Below are 17842 nucleotides of genomic sequence, written 5' to 3' on the forward strand. Positions count from 1 at the left end.
GTCGAAACCAGCTGCTTCCCGCTATGTTGCTCCGCCGCGCTGCCCGTTTTCTTGACCCTGATACCATCTGGCAGCAGCTTGAAGAGCAGATGCCTGAACACGAGGATGGAGGCTTGGTAGAACATCCTGTAGGAAATTATAATGCCGGCAGTCTGTATCTGGGTATAGTGCAGGTTACCGGCGAGCGGGCTGTATGGCTGAAAGTCACGGGCGTCCAGCCATCGCTGCCTGCCGGCCTGCCGGATGCTTTATGGGTAAAGAAAATAACTTACCCTGGTTATGCCGTATTTACTGTGGTGCTGACTGACCCGGGCGCACAGGAAGCTTTTAGCGGTTTTGTCCGCGAGCTGCTGGCTGACGTAGAGCAGGCTGATGCCGGTGTCCGCATAGCTGATTTGCTGGTTTTCCGGCTTCAACAATGGTGGCCGATGGCACTGCCCGGTATCGCTGCCTGAGCGTGCTGGCTTGGTAACAGCATGCTATAATCAATACGCCAGCGTAAAATATTCATGGCCGATGTACTGACCCCTGCACAGCGCCACCTCAATATGTCCCGCATTCGGGGCAAGGATACCAAGCCGGAAATGCTGGTGAGACAGTACCTGCATGGCAGGGGGCTGCGTTATCGCCTTCATGTCAAAGGTCTGCCAGGCAAACCGGATATGGTATTTCCCGGTCTTCGGACGGTGGTTTTTATTCATGGCTGTTTCTGGCACCAGCACGAAGGATGCCGGTATTTTGTGGTACCGAAAACCCGGACTGATTTTTGGATGGAGAAAATCGGTCGCAACGTAGCCAACGATAAGCGTCAGCAGGAAGAACTGAAGAATCAGGGGTGGCGGGTGCTGGTTGTATGGGAGTGTGAGCTTCGGCCGCTGCACCAAGAGCGTACGTTGGAAAGGCTCTTTTATTCCCTGACGGCCCCGGAATCATATGAACTGGAGTGCTAAAGCTGCTGGCAAATGGCCAAAAAATCCCGTACTTGTGTGCTGGAAAAGCGGGTGTTTCCGATAACTAATTGAAAATGAATTATATCGACCTGTTCGCGGGCGCAGGTGGCTTATCTGAAGGCTTCCATAATGCGGGCTTCACTCCGGTGGCGCACGTAGAAATGGATGCCCATGCCTGTGATACAATCCGCACAAGACTGGCTTGGTATTGTCTGCACGAGAAGAAGGATTACCAGCCATACTTCAATTACCTGCGCGGCAAGCTCCCGCGCAAGGAGTTGTATGACCTGATTGAAGAGATTAAGCCTGGATTGCTGAATTCAGTCATCAATGAGGCAATTGGTGAAGAAACGCGGCAGGGTATATTTGAGAAAATTGACCAGCAACTGAAAAGCCTGCCGGAGGGAAAGCAGGAGGTAGACCTGATTATCGGTGGGCCACCCTGTCAGACCTTCTCCGTTGCCGGACGCGCCCGACTAGGCCGCGCAGTGATGGAAAACGACCCTCGCAGCAAGCTCTATCTGCAGTATGCAAAATTCCTAGTAAAATACCGTCCCCGTATGTTCGTGTTTGAGAATGTGCTGGGGATGTTGAGCTTTAAGAACGGACAGCAACTGGACCTCATCCGGGAAACGTTTCTGGAAGCGGGCTACGCTATGGATGTACGGGAGTGGAATGCCCGCAGCTTCGGGGTATTGCAGAGCCGTGAGCGACTGATTATCATTGGCTGGCGTATTGACCAGCCTGCGTTGGGCTATCCGGCATTCGGAACCCTGACGTCAGAAGAACAGAAACGATTCACCGTAGAAGAGCTGCTCAGTGACCTGCCGCCCTTGGAGCCTGGTCAAGTCCTTCCGCCCACGCCTTACGAACCCAAGACCAGTACACCTTATCTGAAATGGTCAGGTTTGCGCCAGAAATGCCCGGTGATAACGTGGCATCAGGCCCGACCACACCGGGAGGAGGACCGGGAGATTTACCGTCTGTTTATTGAACACTGGAACGATGGGGGGGATGAATATCAGCGCATGCGATATAATGAGTTGCCTAGCCATCTGATTTTTCACGAGAACAAGACGGAGTTTACTGATAGGTTCAAAGTAGTAGCCTCAGATATGCACTACTCACAGACAGTGGTAGCACATATCAGTAAAGATGGTCACTATTACATTCACCCGGATATCAAGCAGCGGCGCTCGCTTTCAGTACGCGAAGCAGCCAGACTGCAGTCGTTTCCCGACAACTACTACTTTGAAGGTCCCCGGACTTCGGCGTTGAAACAGATTGGTAATGCAGTGCCGCCGCTGATGGGTGAACGAATTGCTCTGAGCGTTCGCAATGCACTGAATGGCGTCGGAAATTTTCTGCAGCCAGACTCTCCCATAGGTAAGCGTCGCTCCGGCAAAAAAAACAAGCAGTTGGCACTTAACTACGTGCAATAGAATCTGTAATGATTCTTGCCGCATATTAATCCGGATTTCAGCCAGACAGCTGGTGCCACCTTCATTCAGGGGGAAACCAGCTGTCTTCTTCCCCATGCCAAATCTGATATAATTCTTACTCTCATCCGATACCACCGCTATCGGACTTCTACGTCCCGGCAACAGGCCGGCTATCAATGAGCTTTGAGACAATTCCTTTCGAGGAGGCCAGCCCGCGTGCTGATTCCATGCTCGAAACCCTTCGGTCCATCGGCTACACGCTGGACACGGCCGTGGCTGATATTATTGATAACAGTATCGCAGCGGGAGCTACCGAGGTGCAACTGGAAATGGTCTGGCAGGGAAGGCAGTCCACGCTGACTATTGCGGACAATGGGCGTGGTATGGATGCAGAGCAGCTGCGCGAGGCTATGAGACTAGGCAGCCGGCACCCTGGTCAGGTCAGGCACCGCGATGACCTGGGTAGGTTCGGGTTAGGTCTGAAAACAGCTTCCTTTTCCCAGTGCCGGCGTTTTACAGTGCTTTCCAAACCCAAAGGGGGAGAGGTAACATACCGGTGCTGGGACTTGGATTATGTGAACGAAACGAAAGCATGGAATCTGCTGTGCCACGTATCGGATGAGGACCTGATTACCCAACTGGCCGCCCAGCCCCAGGGTACTATCGTTTTCTGGGAAAACATGGACCGGCTTGTGGGTGACCTGAAAGCGGGCAGCGAGAAGCACGAGGCCGTATTCGGCCGGTACGTGCGGCTGGTGGAGCACCATCTGGCGATGGTATTCCACCGCTATCTGGAGGACGGTGGCCTTTCCATCTACGTCAATGGGGATAAACTGGCCCCGTGGAACCCGTTCTTAACTGCCGAGCCATCCACCCAGCGATTACCTGAGGAAGCCCTGTTCAGCGGGCAGGTCATTATCCGGCCTTATATCCTGCCGCATCACCGCCGGTTGTCCCATCCCGACCTGTTTGACCAGGCCGGCGGGCTGCGCGGCTGGAATGCCCATCAGGGGTTTTATATCTACCGCAACCGCCGGCTGCTGGTAGCCGGAGACTGGCTGGGCTTGTTCCGGCGCGAGGAGCACTGCAAGCTGGCCCGCATCATGGTCGACCTGCCCAACACACTGGATGATGCTTGGCAGATTGATATCCGCAAAGCCCAGTCCTTTCCCCCGGCCACGTTACAGAATGACTTCCGACGCATCGGAACCCTGGCCCGTACCCGCGCCGTGGAGGTTTACCGCGCCCGGGGGCGTAAGCTGAAGCACACGCATAGTATCGGCTTCACCCCCGTCTGGCAGGAAAATATCCGGCTGGGCCAGCGGCATTACACAATTAACCGCCAGCACCCGCTGGTAAAAGATGTACTGGACAAGGCACAGGGGCAGTCTTCGGCCATACTGCACGCGGTGCTGCGGATGCTGGAAGAAACAATTCCCGTGCCCCTGATTGTGCTGAGTGAGGCCGAAAAACCCCGGGAGCAGGCGATGCCCTACGAGAATGTCAGCGACCAAGAAATTCTGCCTCTTATTCAGGACATGTTCTGTGACTTCCGGGCAGCTGGCCGCTCAGCTGCCGAGGTGCGCCAGCTGCTGCTCAACATGGAGCCCTTCAACTACTTTCCCCACCTGATTGACAAGCTGACCGACTGATGTCTGATTCCCATGAGGAAATGCTGAGCGTGGCCATCACCATGCTCACGCCCAAACCCCACAAAACTCCGGCTGTCATCGAGGAAACAGTTACCCGGCTCGGAATACTTTATCCGGAAGCGGATGCGGCCCGGCTCAAAGCGGATTTGCTGGCTTATTACCGGGTTAAATCGCTTGATTATGCCATTCTTGAAGACCGGGCCAAGCGGCAGCCACCGTGGCTGGACAAGGCGCGGGAAGGCATCAAATGGAAGTTCTGGAACCGTTACCGTGACTACCTGCAGTTTGACCGCCGCATGGCCGCCCACACGGTGGACCAGCTCGGCGACCTGACTGACGACATTCTGGACCGGCTCAGCAATCCCCGCGATACCCAGCCCTTCGACCGCCGGGGGATGGTGGTGGGTCAGGTGCAGTCCGGCAAGACGGGCAACTATACCGGACTGATTTGCAAGGCCGCTGATGCCGGCTACAAGCTCATCATTGTGCTGGCCGGTATCCACAGCAGCTTGCGCAGCCAGACCCAGGAGCGGCTGGATGAAGGCTTTGTGGGCTACAATACCCAGACGGCCCGGACACACCGCACCGGTAATCATTGGATTGGGGTCGGAAAGCGTGACCGTAAGGTGCCGGCGCATTCGCTGACAACGAGCGCTCCCAATGGCGATTTTAAAGCATCGCTGGCCGACAGTGTGCCAGCTACAATCTTCGGGTCCGACCCGGTCCTGATAGTAGTCAAGAAGAACGTCAGCATTCTGCGCAACCTCATTCTGTGGCTGGCAGCCAAAGGCGAGGAAACCGAAAAAGGGCAACGTTTGCTGAGCGACATGCCACTGCTGCTGGTGGACGACGAAGCTGATAACGCTTCCATCAACGTCAGCAAGGAAAACATTTCGGCGGTGAATGCCTCCATCCGGGTGCTGCTGTCGCTGTTCGAGCAAAAAGCATACGTGGGTTACACCGCGACTCCCTTTGCCAATATTTTCATTCCGGTTCTCAGCCGGACTGACTTCGAGGCACTGAATCTGACTATAAAGGGCCGGCATAATACGCTGGATGCCGCCGTTGGGCAGGAGTTGTTTCCCCGGGACTTTATTGTCAACATCCCGCCACCCAGCAACTACGTGGGACCCGACCGGATTTTCGGCATCGGGGAGCCCGATGATGATGAGGAAGGTTCGCACGAGAACGTATTTCCCGTGGTGCACGAAATCGACGAGGAAACCGATAACTACCTGACTGCTTACCCCAATAAGCACAAAAAGGACGATGAACCGCCTGCCTATCTGCCAGACTCGCTGAAAGATGCCATCAATCATTTCTTTCTTACCTGTGCCGCCCGGCTGGCACGTGGCCAGCAGCGGCAGCACAGCTCTATGCTCATCCACGTTTCGCGGTTTGTAAAATGGCAGAATGAGACGGGTAAACAGGTCGCGATATACCTGAGTGACTGCCGCTCCAAGCTGGCCCTGCGTAAAAACAGTCTGGAACCGGCCTTAAAAGCCCTCTGGGAAAATGAGTACGAGCCGGTTACTGCCCGATTTATTGAGGAGAATCTGATTGACGACCATCTTATCAAGCCGCTGGGCTGGGAAGCCGTCCGCAAGCACCTGAAGCCAGCGCTGGAGCGCATTAAGGTACGGGTGGTACACGGCACCCCCGACCGGACCGGTGACACGCTTCACCTGCCGCTGACTTACAGCGATTATGACGACACCGGGCTATTTGTTATCGCCGTAGGTGGTAATAAGCTCTCGCGTGGTCTTACACTGGAAGGTTTGTGCGTTAGTTATTATCTGCGGGCATCACGGATGTACGATACCTTAATGCAGATGGGCCGCTGGTTTGGCTACCGCCCTGGCTACGCAGACCTGTGCCGGCTGTTCACCACCGGGGAAATTATCAGCTGGTACCGTCACATTACGCTGGCCACCGAGGAACTGCGTCTGGAATTCGACCGCATGGTCCGGCAGCGCCGTACCCCGGAGGAATATGGGCTGAAAATCCGCTCCAAGCCTGGTGTACTCCAGATTACCGCCACTAACCGGATGCGGGGAGCTTGGCCGCTTCAGCTCAGCTTCGCCGGGGAGCTTATGGAAACCTATGCTTTCCCCCGACACGACCCGAAGTTCATACAGACCAATTACGATGCCGTGCAGGCCCTGATTAATCAGCTTGGTACACCGGTGCCCATCGGACGGCAGCCCTACGCCTGGCGTGGGATCGCGGCGGAAACAGTACAGGAGTTTCTGTTGAGCTACCTCACAACCCAGCGTAATATTGAACCGGGTAAGCTAACTGATTACATCAGCAGCCAGCAGCAGGACGGACGGCTCACCAGCTGGAATGTTATTCTGATGCAGGCGGAAAACGACAATAATCCGTTAGTTCCTTTTACAATTGACGGGGTGCCGGTGCAGGTTCGCACGACGTATCGTGATGCCGCAGGAGCCAAGGACAAAACCAAAACTGTCAGTACAGTTGAGTACGTCATTCCCAAGGCCCATATTATCAGCCCCCGCCATGAAGCGCTGGACCTGACGGACGAGCAAATGAGTAAAGCGCTGATAGATACCAGGGCTGAGCGGAAGGGGGCAGCGTACCCTTCCGGTGATGAAATCCGGCGTAACAGACCGGCATCCGAGGCGCTGTTACTGCTCTATCCTCTGGACCCCGGCCCGGCCGGCTATGCTGACGATGCGCCTGATGTCCCGGTTATGGGTTATGCCATTAGCTTTCCGGCTATCAAAAAAGACCGGAAAGTCACTTACATGGGGAATTCGCAGCTGCTGGCCGAGTTCACAAATGACGATGAGGATGCACTGGATGAAGAGGCCGACCAGCAGATAACCCGGGATGATGACTAACGACGGAACAGCTGCCGCTCTGGAGGCCATCTGGAAAGAACTGCTGCTGACGCCTCCAGCACCGGGAAAGGTCGAGGCCTTACCGTGTCTGCCAGCCGAGCCGGCCAGCCCGCTTTCAGCGGGCATCCTGCACGTCCCCGGCAACGAGGTAATACGTCGGGTGCTGCTGCTGGCCCTGCCGGTCCGCCTGCGCTCCCGCATTGCCCCCGACCACCGTTATTCTGGTCTTAGTCTGGAGCCGCTGCCTGACCCGGACCAGCCGGACACCATTTTTCAACTGGCGCTTATTCTGACGGACGAGCGGTTTTCCGACATCTTCTCCATTCTGACAGCCGATATCATCGCGGCTCTGAGCGAGGCCCACGATGGTAGTGCCTACCTGCGGGCGTTTATGGCCAGACTAAACCGGTGGCAGGAATTGTTCGGGCTGTTCAATCCGGCCGGGCTGAGTGGTCCGGCGCGGCAAGGCCTGTTCGGAGAGCTGCATCTGCTGCGGGAGCTGCTGCTGGCCGGCATGGCCCCCGGACCGGTGCTGACTGCCTGGACGGGGCCTTTGCACGACCCCCAGGATTTTCACTTCGGCCCCAATGCCGTCGAAGTGAAGACCAGCGCCGGCAACAGCCAGTCCTTTCAGGTCAGCGGTGCCGGGCAGCTGGACGAGAGCCTGTTTGAGCATCTTTTCCTGCTGCACCTGTTTCTGGAGGTAGCCGAAAACACCGGCGAAACGTTGCCTCAGCTCGTGGAGCAGCTGACCACGGCGGCAGCTGTGGACCCGGTAGCAGCCAAGCTACTGGAAACCCGTCTGCATCAGGCGGGCTATTTTCACTCCCAGGCCGACCGCTACCAAACGGAAGGCTTCCGGGTCCGTCATTCTACTCTGGCACAGGTTCACGAGGACTTTCCCCGCATCCGGATGGCCGACCTGCGCCCCGGCATCGGGTCTTTATCCTACACCGTAGCAGTCGACCAGCTGCTGCCCTATGTACTTCCTTTCGACACTCTTCTTACGCTATTGAATTCCCATGTCTGATGCCGATGAACAACTCCGGTTCCTGACTGACCTCAACCAGGAAATCCGTGCCCTGACGGAAGCCGAGGAAGGCGGCGCGCTACTGGAAGAAAAGGCTACGGAATATCTGATAGGTATGCTGACCGATGCCGGTGAAACGGAGGATGCCCGCGTCTGTACCAGCATCAAGGCCAATAAAGCCAACCAGATACAGCATAAAATCAACGGCTACGCGCTGAGCGAGGACTTTGAAACCGTTGACCTGTTTATCACTTTCTTTCAGGAAGGAGAAGAGATACGTTCGTTTGCGAAAAGTGAGGTAACGACGGCCGCCAACCAGTCGGAGCGGTTTTTAAAAGACGTGTTCAATGGCTATCAGGACAGGCTCGATGAATCAGCCCCGGTCTATGACCTGGCGCAGGTGCTTTTCGAAAACGCCGCCAAGGTGGTGCGTGCCCGCATCTTCATTCTGACCAATGCCCGTCTGAGCAGCGATACCGCGATACCGGACCGCCGGCTGCGTGATACCCTGCATGTCCAGTATCATGTGTGGGACTTGGAGCGGTTATTTCGCCTGTGGACCAGCCGCAACCGCCGCGAGCCCATTGTAATAGACTTCGAGAGGGGTTACGGTAAACCACTGGCCTGCCTGCCCATGCCGGTGAGTAATGATGACTACCAGACCTGCCTGGCTATTCTGCCAGGTACTATGCTGGCCGAAATCTACGAGCGCTACGGAGCGCGCCTGCTGGAGCAGAACGTAAGGTCCTTTCTGGATTTCACGGGCGGAGTAAATAAGGGTATCCGCAATACCATCCGCACAGCTCCTCACCGTTTTCTGGCCTATAACAACGGCATTGCGGCTACAGCCGAAGAGGTAGATATGCGCGAGTTACCTGGCGGAGGCTGGGCAATCTACACGGTGAGGGACCTCCAGATTGTTAACGGGGGCCAGACGACGGCCGCTATCTTCCGCACCCAGCGCCAGGACAAGGCGGATATTGCCGGGGTGTTCGTTCAGATGAAGCTGACGGTGCTGCGCCGGCCCGAGGAGATGGATGAAATCATTCCGCTCATCTCGCAGTACGCTAATAGCCAGAACGGCATACAGGCAGCTGACCTGTCGGCCAATAATGCCTTTAACCGCCAGCTGGAGAAGATTTCACGTACCTGCTGGGCTCCGGCAGCCAAAGACTCCTCGCTGCAGACCCGATGGTTCTTCGAGCGCGCCCGTGGTCAGTACAAAGTAGCCTACAACCGGGAGCTGTCAAACAGCCGCCGCACGGCGTTTGAGAAACAGAACCCGCGTAAGCAGCTTTTCAGCAAAGAGATGGTGGCCAAATATGAGCATATGTGGAGCGGCTACCCGCACCTCGTGGCCAAGGGCGCACAGAAAAACTACGCTGAGTTTCTGAAAGAGAAGCTGAAGAAGGACTTTCTGCCTAACAATGTCTTTTTCGAAGACCTGATAGCCAAAGCCATTCTCTTCCGGGCGGCTGACCTGGAATACGGCCGGGGAGCTACAAAAATCGGCGACTTCAAATTCCTGACGGTTCCCTATACTCTGGCTTGGCTTAATCACCTGACCGGTGGCCGGATTGACCTGCTTCGAATCTGGAAGCAGCAGGAGGTGTCAGATAATCTGCGCAGCGCTATCCGTAGCCTGCTGTACGTAGTAGACCGGTTCCTGCTGGATAATGCGGGTGGCAAGCTGGTAAGCGAGCGTGCCAAGCAGGAAGATTATTGGAAGCTGCTGGTGAGCAAAGGCCTTCCTAGTAATACTCTTCAGAAAATACTGGCGGACCTGAGCGATGATTTTGCTGACCCTCAGCAGCAGAAGAAGCGGTACAGCCGCAGTAATGATGAACTGGCAGCCGAGGAGCGCCGGCAGGAGGAGGAATCCCTGCGTGGGCTGGGTGCACGGGCTTGGGAAATCATCGAGCAGTGGGGCCGCCAGACTGACCTGCTGACTCCTCACAAACGGGGTAAATGCACTGATATTGCGGTAGGCATCAATAAAAACAGACCCCTTACGGATAGTGAGCTGGAAAACGGACGGACCATCATTGACCTGATGCTGGAACGCAACCCGCAGCTGCTTGATGAGTTATATGCGGAACAACCTGCCCCTGCTGTTTCAGCAGCTGCTTCTCGGCGAATTATCACGCTGGATGATGCGGAACACCTGCTGGCATGGGAGAAGAAAAATAAAAAGCTCCGGGCAGCAGATGCGGATTTTCTGGTTAAAGTCAGGAAGGGCGAATTGCGGTTTAGTGAAGCAGTAAAAGGGAAAGTGTTTTACCTGCAAAACAGTGTTTTACGACACGGCTACAAAGTGCCGCAGGAGCAATCAGTGTAGGTGCCATTATCGCTTCACAGTAATTGACATATTAAGTAGTGTTGCAGAAGTAATCTGGTAGTCAACAGACCGTCATGCTGAGCTTGCCGAAGCATCTCTACCGCTTCGCATGAGCCGTGCAACGAAGCGATAGAGATGCTTCGACAAGCTCAGCATGACGGTCAAATTGATACTTGTTTACTTTTGCACGAGTACTTAGAGGTCAAATTCCTTGTCACCCCCATCCGTATCGATTAAATCACTGGCCATGTCCAAGACGATGGTCTTCTGTTTGAGCGTAAGGAATTCCTGCATTCCATAAATGATATTAGTCGCGTGTATGGCAAACCCCAGCCCATCAAGTTCAGTCAGAACTTCAAGGTGAGGGTGCCGGTACTTACCGTTTACCCCGGACGAGACTACTGCGCGGCGGCCTTCAGCGTTCAGTAATCCACCCCAAAATGTGGCGGAGTAGTTCTTTTTAGAACCATGATGCGGTGCCTGAACCAGAGCCAGGGGTACTGCTGGCAGCAACGCCTGCTTGTGGATTCTTTCGAACGTAACGGCAACAGCATCAGCAGTAACCAGGGCCCTGTTTTGGCCTGAAGTAATCAGGAATACTGTGGAGAGCAGATTAGCCGCCTGACTGGCTTCCTTTTTATTGGCTCCGGCATCAGAATCAACTTTTGCCTGATACTGCTGCATTTCCTGATGCCCCGGTGACAGCACTTTTAGTGTCAGGTGTTCACTCAGTTCTAAAGTAACCCCTTGCAGGAGGGGGAATATGTCTTCGAGGGTCCCTTCTCTAAGGAGCTTGCTGATTAGCTGAAGCATCTTTTCCAGCTCCTGGGTGGCATCGTGGCCGGTTTCAAACTGCGACCAGTACTGCTTATTAAGATTGAAAGATGAGTTGCCAAACCAACCAATCTTAATGCCCTGCGCCGAACAATATTCCAGCAGTTCAGTGAAGCCGGAATAATGGTCTTCGTGCGGATGGGATAGGATGATAAAGTCAAGGCGTTGATAGCCCTTAGCAATAATGTGCTCAAGAACAGGATTGGTTTTCCCTTTCCTGTTACAGTCGAAAACACCGACGTGCTGTTCGTCATTGTCCGTCCATTCCAAGATGACAGAGTCACCTTGGCCTACGTCTTTAAATGTTAGGCGCGCCATTTATTTGCCTTTGAACAGCCGTTCATCAATATCATGCATATACCCGGCTTTGCTGAAAAGGGCCGAAGGGTCGCCGGCCGCTTTTGAGAATTCGAAAGTGGTACTGCCTGGCTTGGTTGTTACTGTGATGGTAATGTATTTCCCTCTGTCTAAATCTACCACGCCTTCAAGTGGGCGGCGGTCAAATCGGCGTAGCTGAAATTTTTTGCCTTCTTTATCCATAAGACAATCAATTATCACGCTGTCTTCTTCGATGTCAACAATCTCCCCATCGAACATGATGACATCGGTGATGCGGGTAATCTCAGCGTCGATTTCAGCAAGCAGGCGTTCGACATCAATATCATTGCCTACCAGAAATTCGTTCTTGGATTTGACGATAGTCTTAACCGGCAAAAGGTCAAGTATTCTCAGAATCTCAATAACCTGGTCTGCTTTATCCGGGTCCCGCGTCCATACTACCAAAACGTATCTTTTACCTGGCGGAACGATGCTTTCAATAATCTGCGCACATAGTTCGGGCTGGAAATCAGAGTTGTTGAAATTGGTATTATAGTGCAAGTCCAGAAATATCAGCTCAATGCTTTGAATAGGCTGTTCAGGCTGCTCCAGGTTTTCCGGACTGGCATCAAAAAATCTGGCACTGATTGAGTGCTCTTTTAACTTGTCAATGATGGGGCGTACTTCGGACTGAACGTCGTCAATGATTGCGACCTGAGGTTCTCTGAGTTGGGCAAGTAGCATTCCAGCTTTAATTATTGATTGTTAAATACCAGCTCAACGGCAGCCCCATCGAAGAGATGAGGAACATTCCGGGCCAGCAGCTCCTGCTTGTCATAGATAATATTGAGTTTGCCAAACTGCATCATCGCCGTGTCAATCAGATACATACCTATGCCAATGCCATTCTCTTTCCGGCTGAAAAATGGCTTGACGAGGTCTTCTACCTTGTCCTTGAATCCCGTGCCATTATCGACCACCAGCAACGAGATATCAGTACCTCTTCGCTGAGCAGAGATAAAAATACCTTTTTCTTCTCTGTTAACAGCTTCCAGCCAGTAGATGCTGTTGTCAATAAGATTCATAAGCATAGTGAGCAACAGCCGTTTTTCAGCTTTAATCTCCTCTGCCTGCGGGTCTACATCAATGGTGAGTTTAATGTTTCTGAGCCGCATTTTAAGGTTGTAGTTCTTCGCTGCCTGCTCGATGGTTTCTTTTACAGATAGCGGCTTAACGCCGCCTTTCTTCATAATGGACAGAATGCCATTGACATAATCATCCAGTTCGGCTACCTGATCCCGCATTCTTGCGACATCAAGTGGCGATTCGCTGACGCTCGTCTGCATCCGGGGAACGAGCTTCTCAATTTCATGGATAGCAAAGGAGGCGGTCATTCCGACCCCGGCAGGAATCAATAGTGAATTACGGTCCTGTTCATAACGGGCCTCAATTCTGCCAGCCTCAAGCAGTAACCTTTCCTTGGTTTTACTGTCCGGAATCTCGGCATCATTTACAAGCTGACGGAATCCGGCGATATTTCCCTCGAATGTTTCAGGTGTCCCCCGGTGATTGAATGCCAGCCACAGTCTCCGGTCAGCTGACCTTTCCGCTTTGAAGTCAGTCAGGATAAAATCAAGCGATAATTCCAGCCTTTCAAAAGCAGTATTGATGATAAATCCTTCCCGGTTCGTTTTCTCAATCAACGAACCAGACGTTGCCGGGTCCAGATAGACAAACCCTATTACCTGGTTATTGGAAAACCAATCCTTGTTCTGAACACGCTTGAGGTCAAGCCCCAGCCAGTCATTTCCCGGGTCACCATAATCGTACACACGCAGGTCACCCTTAAACATTTTGACGCCCGCGTGCTCCCGTAGAAGGTTTTTAATCACCGTATAGTCGGACATTGTATCTCTGAGCGACTCAGAATCCAGGTCGTAGGAATACAATTCGAGCATCAACGTGCCAAAAGGAGCTGGTTCAGCTAGGAATGCATTAACAGCTGCATCAACATCAGAAGCTGCAACCTCCTTTCTTTTAGCATAATACGATTGGACATAAGGGCGTATTTCATCCCTGATATTTCGTTGGTGTTTACTGCTGGCTTCAGGTGATGAAGCATCAATCACGCGTGCACCAAGGCTGGGATTATTTTTAAGCTCGAACCTGTATTCAAACGTCAGATTGTAATCAGAGTCCAGCAACGCTGTTAATTTATACGGAGCTGCTTTAAGAATCTCTGCGACATCGGGCAAGGAATCAAGCCAGCTATTGTTAAAATTCAGGTCGATTCGAAACTTGTCCGAGTCATTCTTCGGAGAAAGCATCGAGAGAGTGTTTCTTTTCAGCTGGCGGGCCATACCCCGTGTCCAGCTTTCCTTCAGTTCCTGTAATTCAATATAAGTGCCTGATGCTTCTTTAAAAAGGAAGTTCTCCGGGTCTGCTTCCTTGGTCCAGAAAATACCTACATCCTGCAGGTATTTCTGCTGCGAAAATGCTCGCCAGTCTATTTCTACGTGTAATTCGTAATCCAGTAATTTGCCTTGTTCTACAGAAAAAGGTCTGGTAATGAGCTTAATGCGGCTACTGAGTTTATGGACGGCAAAGCGTCCGACACCTTTTTCGCCCATTGGTACCCGACCATATATCGGGCTGTGCTTGATAATCCTAGTGCCATCCGACCTGAGTGGTTTCCGGAAGTCGGAGCCTGGTTCAAACCAGACATTTTCGAGTACTTCCTCCGTTATACCCGTTCCATCGTCCTGAATCCTGATTGTAGCGTTTGCCGGGTCTTCGACGTTTTCAAAATCAACACTTACTACTCTGGCATCAGCATCGTAACTGTTTTTAATCAGCTCATAAATTGCCATTACCGGGCTTTTTATCAGCTCCTCTCCAAGTAGAATTAATATATTGGCTTTAGGTCTGAAGAATATCTGGTTTGCGTCTTCCCCTGTAAAATCATGATTCTGAGCCAGGGTTTCTAAATCTGACTGTGCATCGGTATCTTCTGAATAGCTGAAGGATTTTTCTTCCAGCACGGTATCGTTTTCTGCTACAGTTATCAATATCACTTTGCTGCCATTCATTTCCTTGCGGAATTCTGCTACGGGGAGCCGTTTGCGGGCTTCTTTGAGGTAATCAGCAAGCGTGGTATTGATAAGTGGCTGAATAGAAGAAATATTTGACATGATACTAGGGCTTGTTATTTTGGTAAGGGCGAATGTGAGCCTGGGTTACGGCTGGCAGAATTGCTGGAGATACTAGCAGGTGAATGCTATGCGGAGCTGAGTTGCTGAGCAGGGCAGACCTGATTCATTGCTTCTGAGCCTGACTTTTCAGATACTCATTGGCATCATCCATTCCAGAACGCTTCATGCGACGGTTCTGCGTATGAAACTCACGAATAAGCCAGCAGATATACACTTCAGCTACGCTTTTTATAAAAAGCTCACGGGGGGTGATTTCAGTTTCAACTTGCTCTTCTGATTCCGGGTTACATTCGGACAGTTCTTCTTCACTGTCCGGCTCGTAAAACATTTCCAGCTTCTCACATCGCTTTTTGACCTGCTCATTACTGAAAGAGAAGTCTAATTCGAATTTATGGGCAAAGTCATTGCGGATTGCCCGCAACCGGTTGCATTCGGCATATTCATCTGCCGCAATAAGCCCGGTAGCCATGGCCAAGTTCAATCTGTTGGCAAACGAGCTGATAGGTCCGCTAAGCAATTGTTTTGTCTGCGGACAGGGTACAAATAAGTGGTGAAGCAATTCCAGCAGACGTTGGTCCAGCATGCTAACGCCCAGGATAGCTACCCCACGGTCACTTTCTATTTCCAGCTCTCGGAGTACCGCATGTAAATTGCCTACCCGGTTAGGCACTCCTTCCAAATGTTCTTCCATGATTGCACAAAGTCTTAAAGAGCTGGTCTAAGCGAAATCCAGATAGTAAATCAGGTTTTTCAAGTCCTCATCAAGCTTGGACTGGTTTGCATAGAGAAAAGACTCCTCCTCCAGAATCTCATCATCCTTACAAACGGTCAGTAGCAGTGTCGGACCTTCGCCACGCCCACTGTCCTGCATCTTCTCCTTATAAAATTCAGCGGCCGGATACCTCGTGCTGACAGCCGACAAGTACTCTGCAAGGATTTGGTTAGCAAGTGTCGGGATTTTGATTGTGTTCAGCATGGAAAGCGTTCTACTGTTAATTAAACTGTTCTGAACTGAAGCTGGGACATTAAAAATCAAGGTCGCATCCATATTACATTGCAACACCATCGGGCCAGTTGGCGGTCAATATTAGCACTCTTTTTTCACTTAAACTCATCGTGTAGTGAAAAGCGGAACTGGGTAAGTAGTTTGTAACATGAACATATCCTTGACTGAAACGGAGTGCCAGCACTTGCGCTAGTTGCAAAAGCAACGGCGCGACGACGAGGGGTACGTCAAGGACACAGTCGTATTGATGCTGAATGCGGGCTGGGGTGCCAGGCAGGTGGCGCAGGCATTGGGGCTGGGCGACGGCACGGTCTACCGCTACGCCTAGGCCTAGCAGTGACTGGGCTTGGAAAAGTATCTGGTGCACGAGGCCCCAAGCTATTAGGGCCTGCTGCCCTCAGCCGGGCTAGCCGCCCTGGGGCGGGAAGTGAAGCAGACACTCTACACCGATGTGCGGGCCATTGCCGCGTGGCTGCGGTGCTGTTGGTGCGTAAACTACTCTGTTTCCGGGCTGACTGAACTCCTGCATCGGCTGGGCTTCAGCTACAAGCTCACCCCGCCCATGCCCTGTGAGGCCGACCCCGTGCGGCAAGCTACCAAAAACAGGCCTTGATAATGGACTCACTCATGAGCGGATTGGTTTCATAATCACGATCTGCCACGCGTCGGTACCTGCTAAGTCAACCGAAGGAGCGTTCCACGAACCAACGCTGGGGCAGCACCACGAGACCCTTGGTGCCGGGCGGCTGGCTCATCACTTCCACGCGCAGGCTTAGCGCCGTCGCCGCTGTGGCCACGAGTGGCTCTTAGTAGCGCGCGTCAGCCCAGAGCAACTGCAAGTCGGGGGCGCGGGCTTTGGCTTCGGCCAGCATTGGAGCCGCGCCCACCGGGTCCTGCACGCTGGCCGCCTGCACGAGCACGGCCAGCGGCAGGCCGAGCGTGTCTACCGCAACATGACGCTTATGGCCATCTATTTGCTTGTTCGCATCGTAGCCGTAGCAGCCCCCCTTTTACTGCCTGTGCGCACGGACTGCGTGTCAATGGCCCCGGCTGTGGGCTCGGGCTCGCGCGTGCGCTGGCGCACCTGACGGCGCAGCCCATCGAGCAGCTTATCCCAGGTGCCGTCTTTGCGCCACGCTTCGAACTGCTTGTACACCGTGCGCCAAGGCGGCAAATCGTAGGGCAACAATTCCCAGGCGCAGCCCGCACGCAATTGGTAAAAAATGGTGTTCAACAACTCGCGCTTACTGTGCAATGGCGACCAACCGTAGCCGCTGGTGGCTACGGTTGGCTCAGCAAGCTGCCACTGGGCGTCAGTTAAATCGGTAGAATAAGCAGCGCGACTCTTGACCTGAAGATACATAGCTATTCCTTTCCCCTATATCCTCTTAGACCCTGTTATGGACTTGTGAGGAGTTGGATGGCGGCTGCCTTAGCCAGCATGATTCCGACGAAAGCCAAGTAATGGAGTTGCTGCAAGCTTAGGGCGAGGCGTTCGTAATCGCGAGCCAGAAGCTTGTAGCGGGCACTCCAACTCAGGCTGCGCTCGACGACCCAGCGGCGGGGTAGCAGCACGAAGCCGCGCTTGGCCTGACACAGCTTGACGACCTGTAAGGCAAAGCTCTGCTGCTGGGCTGCCAGCTGGGGCGCATCGCCGGTATATCCTTGGTCGGCATAGGCCAGCGTCACTTGGTGGCCGGCAACGGCTTGTACTTCTTGGGCCAGCAGGCCCACTTGAACCCGGTCTTGTGCATTCGCCGGCGTGACCACAGCCGCTAACAGGTGCCCGAGCGTATCAACGGCCACGTGTATTTTGCTGCTCTTGCGGCGCTTGACCCCGTCGTAGCCCGCCCGGTGGCCGCTCTCGGGCCTGCTTTGCAGCGTGCGCGAGCCCAGGATAATGGCGCTGGGGGCCGCCGGCCGCGCCTAGTTCAGGCGTAGCAACTGGTGCAGGTCATCGGTTAAGGCTTCAAACACGCGGGCGTCGCGCCAGCTGGCCCACTGCTGGTAACACGCGGCCCAGGGCGGCAAATCGTGGGGCTGCTGCCGCTAGGTACAGCCCGTGCGTACCACGTACTGCAAGGCATTAAATAACTCGCGCAGTGGCTGCTGGCGTTACTTGGCATCTTCGCGGACGAGCAGCAAATACGGGAGCAAAAACGCCTATTCGTCGTCGGTGACGTCGCTGGGATA

16 protein-coding genes and 1 pseudogene are annotated in these 17842 nt (G+C 53.5%); 9 read left to right on the forward strand and 8 right to left on the reverse strand.

What is annotated here, in order from left to right; all coding sequences use genetic code 11:
- Positions 1-23 precede the first annotated feature (23 nt).
- The 7 genes from Q5H93_RS08255 to Q5H93_RS08285 all read left to right on the forward strand — a co-directional run bounded on the left by Q5H93_RS08255 (position 24) and on the right by Q5H93_RS08285 (position 10279).
- On the forward strand, positions 24-455 hold the full coding sequence (locus tag Q5H93_RS08255) for a hypothetical protein (protein WP_305006043.1): 432 nt from the start codon (positions 24-26) through the stop codon (positions 453-455).
- 54 nt (positions 456-509) lie between these two features.
- Positions 510-950 (forward strand): very short patch repair endonuclease, encoded by a 441-nt coding sequence (locus tag Q5H93_RS08260; RefSeq protein WP_305006044.1) that lies wholly within the window; start codon positions 510-512, stop codon positions 948-950.
- Between the two features lie 74 nt (positions 951-1024).
- Complete coding sequence (locus tag Q5H93_RS08265; RefSeq protein ID WP_305006045.1) at positions 1025-2392, forward strand: DNA cytosine methyltransferase; 1368 nt, start codon at positions 1025-1027, stop codon at positions 2390-2392.
- A gap of 227 nt (positions 2393-2619) precedes the next feature.
- On the forward strand, positions 2620-4044 hold the full coding sequence (locus Q5H93_RS08270; RefSeq protein WP_305006046.1) for an ATP-binding protein: 1425 nt from the start codon (positions 2620-2622) through the stop codon (positions 4042-4044).
- The gene (locus tag Q5H93_RS08275; RefSeq protein WP_305006047.1) at positions 4044-6911 is read left to right on the forward strand and encodes a Z1 domain-containing protein; all 2868 of its coding nucleotides are present in this window, start codon (positions 4044-4046) and stop codon (positions 6909-6911) included. The genes Q5H93_RS08270 and Q5H93_RS08275 overlap by 1 nt, the downstream gene beginning before the upstream one ends.
- The gene (locus Q5H93_RS08280) at positions 6901-7941 is read left to right on the forward strand and encodes a PD-(D/E)XK motif protein (protein WP_305006048.1); all 1041 of its coding nucleotides are present in this window, start codon (positions 6901-6903) and stop codon (positions 7939-7941) included. The genes Q5H93_RS08275 and Q5H93_RS08280 overlap by 11 nt, the downstream gene beginning before the upstream one ends.
- Entirely contained in the window at positions 7934-10279 is a 2346-nt protein-coding gene (locus Q5H93_RS08285) for an AIPR family protein (RefSeq protein WP_305006049.1), read from the forward strand. Before Q5H93_RS08280 ends, Q5H93_RS08285 begins: the two co-directional genes overlap by 8 nt.
- A 195-nt stretch (positions 10280-10474) precedes the next feature.
- Here the strand turns inward: Q5H93_RS08285 and Q5H93_RS08290 are convergent, their stop codons facing one another.
- The 5 genes from Q5H93_RS08290 to Q5H93_RS08310 form a co-directional block, all read right to left on the reverse strand.
- A complete protein-coding gene (locus Q5H93_RS08290) occupies positions 10475-11383 on the reverse strand; it encodes a ComEC/Rec2 family competence protein (protein WP_305006050.1) in 909 nt (302 codons plus the stop codon).
- Between the two features lie 48 nt (positions 11384-11431).
- The gene (locus Q5H93_RS08295; protein ID WP_305006051.1) at positions 11432-12175 is read right to left on the reverse strand and encodes a hypothetical protein; all 744 of its coding nucleotides are present in this window, start codon (positions 12173-12175) and stop codon (positions 11432-11434) included.
- 11 nt (positions 12176-12186) lie between these two features.
- Positions 12187-14622, reverse strand: coding sequence for a sensor histidine kinase (locus tag Q5H93_RS08300; protein WP_305006052.1), 2436 nt, complete (start codon positions 14620-14622; stop codon positions 12187-12189).
- A gap of 124 nt (positions 14623-14746) precedes the next feature.
- Positions 14747-15334, reverse strand: coding sequence for a hypothetical protein (locus Q5H93_RS08305; protein ID WP_305006053.1), 588 nt, complete (start codon positions 15332-15334; stop codon positions 14747-14749).
- 27 nt (positions 15335-15361) lie between these two features.
- Positions 15362-15619 carry a hypothetical protein gene (locus Q5H93_RS08310; protein ID WP_305006054.1) on the reverse strand — a complete coding sequence of 86 codons (258 nt, stop codon included), beginning with the start codon at positions 15617-15619 and terminating at the stop codon, positions 15362-15364.
- 223 nt (positions 15620-15842) lie between these two features.
- Here Q5H93_RS08310 and Q5H93_RS08315 point away from each other — a divergent pair, with 223 nt between their 5' ends.
- Both Q5H93_RS08315 and Q5H93_RS24165 read left to right on the forward strand, forming a co-directional pair.
- A complete protein-coding gene (locus Q5H93_RS08315) occupies positions 15843-15977 on the forward strand; it encodes a helix-turn-helix domain-containing protein (protein ID WP_305006055.1) in 135 nt (44 codons plus the stop codon).
- A gap of 123 nt (positions 15978-16100) precedes the next feature.
- On the forward strand, positions 16101-16262 hold the full coding sequence (locus Q5H93_RS24165; RefSeq protein WP_369811003.1) for a helix-turn-helix domain-containing protein: 162 nt from the start codon (positions 16101-16103) through the stop codon (positions 16260-16262).
- Between the two features lie 193 nt (positions 16263-16455).
- Here the strand turns inward: Q5H93_RS24165 and Q5H93_RS08320 are convergent, their stop codons facing one another.
- The 3 genes and pseudogenes from Q5H93_RS08320 to Q5H93_RS08330 all read right to left on the reverse strand — a co-directional run bounded on the left by Q5H93_RS08320 (position 16456) and on the right by Q5H93_RS08330 (position 17806).
- The gene (locus Q5H93_RS08320) at positions 16456-16623 is read right to left on the reverse strand and encodes a transposase (RefSeq protein ID WP_305006334.1); all 168 of its coding nucleotides are present in this window, start codon (positions 16621-16623) and stop codon (positions 16456-16458) included.
- Positions 16620-17012, reverse strand: coding sequence for a transposase (locus tag Q5H93_RS08325; RefSeq protein ID WP_305006056.1), 393 nt, complete (start codon positions 17010-17012; stop codon positions 16620-16622). The genes Q5H93_RS08320 and Q5H93_RS08325 overlap by 4 nt, the downstream gene beginning before the upstream one ends.
- A gap of 35 nt (positions 17013-17047) precedes the next feature.
- Positions 17048-17806, reverse strand: a pseudogene (locus Q5H93_RS08330) (IS5 family transposase).
- Between the last annotated feature and the right edge of the window lie 36 nt (positions 17807-17842).

The sequence above is a fragment of the Hymenobacter aranciens genome, assembly GCF_030580865.1.
Taxonomy (GTDB): domain Bacteria; phylum Bacteroidota; class Bacteroidia; order Cytophagales; family Hymenobacteraceae; genus Hymenobacter; species Hymenobacter aranciens.

Excerpts from the sequence above, each read along its gene's own strand:
- Q5H93_RS08255 (WP_305006043.1), top strand. The coding sequence starts at position 24 with ATGTTGCTCCGCCGCGCTGCCCGTTTTCTTGACCCTGATACCATCTGG.
- Q5H93_RS08260 (WP_305006044.1), top strand. The coding sequence starts at position 510 with ATGGCCGATGTACTGACCCCTGCACAGCGCCACCTCAATATGTCCCGC.
- Q5H93_RS08265 (WP_305006045.1), top strand. The coding sequence starts at position 1,025 with ATGAATTATATCGACCTGTTCGCGGGCGCAGGTGGCTTATCTGAAGGC.
- Q5H93_RS08270 (WP_305006046.1), top strand. The coding sequence starts at position 2,620 with ATGCTCGAAACCCTTCGGTCCATCGGCTACACGCTGGACACGGCCGTG.
- Q5H93_RS08275 (WP_305006047.1), top strand. The coding sequence starts at position 4,044 with ATGTCTGATTCCCATGAGGAAATGCTGAGCGTGGCCATCACCATGCTC.
- Q5H93_RS08280 (WP_305006048.1), top strand. The coding sequence starts at position 6,901 with ATGATGACTAACGACGGAACAGCTGCCGCTCTGGAGGCCATCTGGAAA.
- Q5H93_RS08285 (WP_305006049.1), top strand. The coding sequence starts at position 7,934 with ATGTCTGATGCCGATGAACAACTCCGGTTCCTGACTGACCTCAACCAG.
- Q5H93_RS08295 (WP_305006051.1), bottom strand. The coding sequence starts at position 12,175 with ATGCTACTTGCCCAACTCAGAGAACCTCAGGTCGCAATCATTGACGAC.
- Q5H93_RS08300 (WP_305006052.1), bottom strand. The coding sequence starts at position 14,622 with ATGTCAAATATTTCTTCTATTCAGCCACTTATCAATACCACGCTTGCT.
- Q5H93_RS08305 (WP_305006053.1), bottom strand. The coding sequence starts at position 15,334 with ATGGAAGAACATTTGGAAGGAGTGCCTAACCGGGTAGGCAATTTACAT.
- Q5H93_RS08310 (WP_305006054.1), bottom strand. The coding sequence starts at position 15,619 with ATGCTGAACACAATCAAAATCCCGACACTTGCTAACCAAATCCTTGCA.
- Q5H93_RS08325 (WP_305006056.1), bottom strand. The coding sequence starts at position 17,012 with ATGTATCTTCAGGTCAAGAGTCGCGCTGCTTATTCTACCGATTTAACT.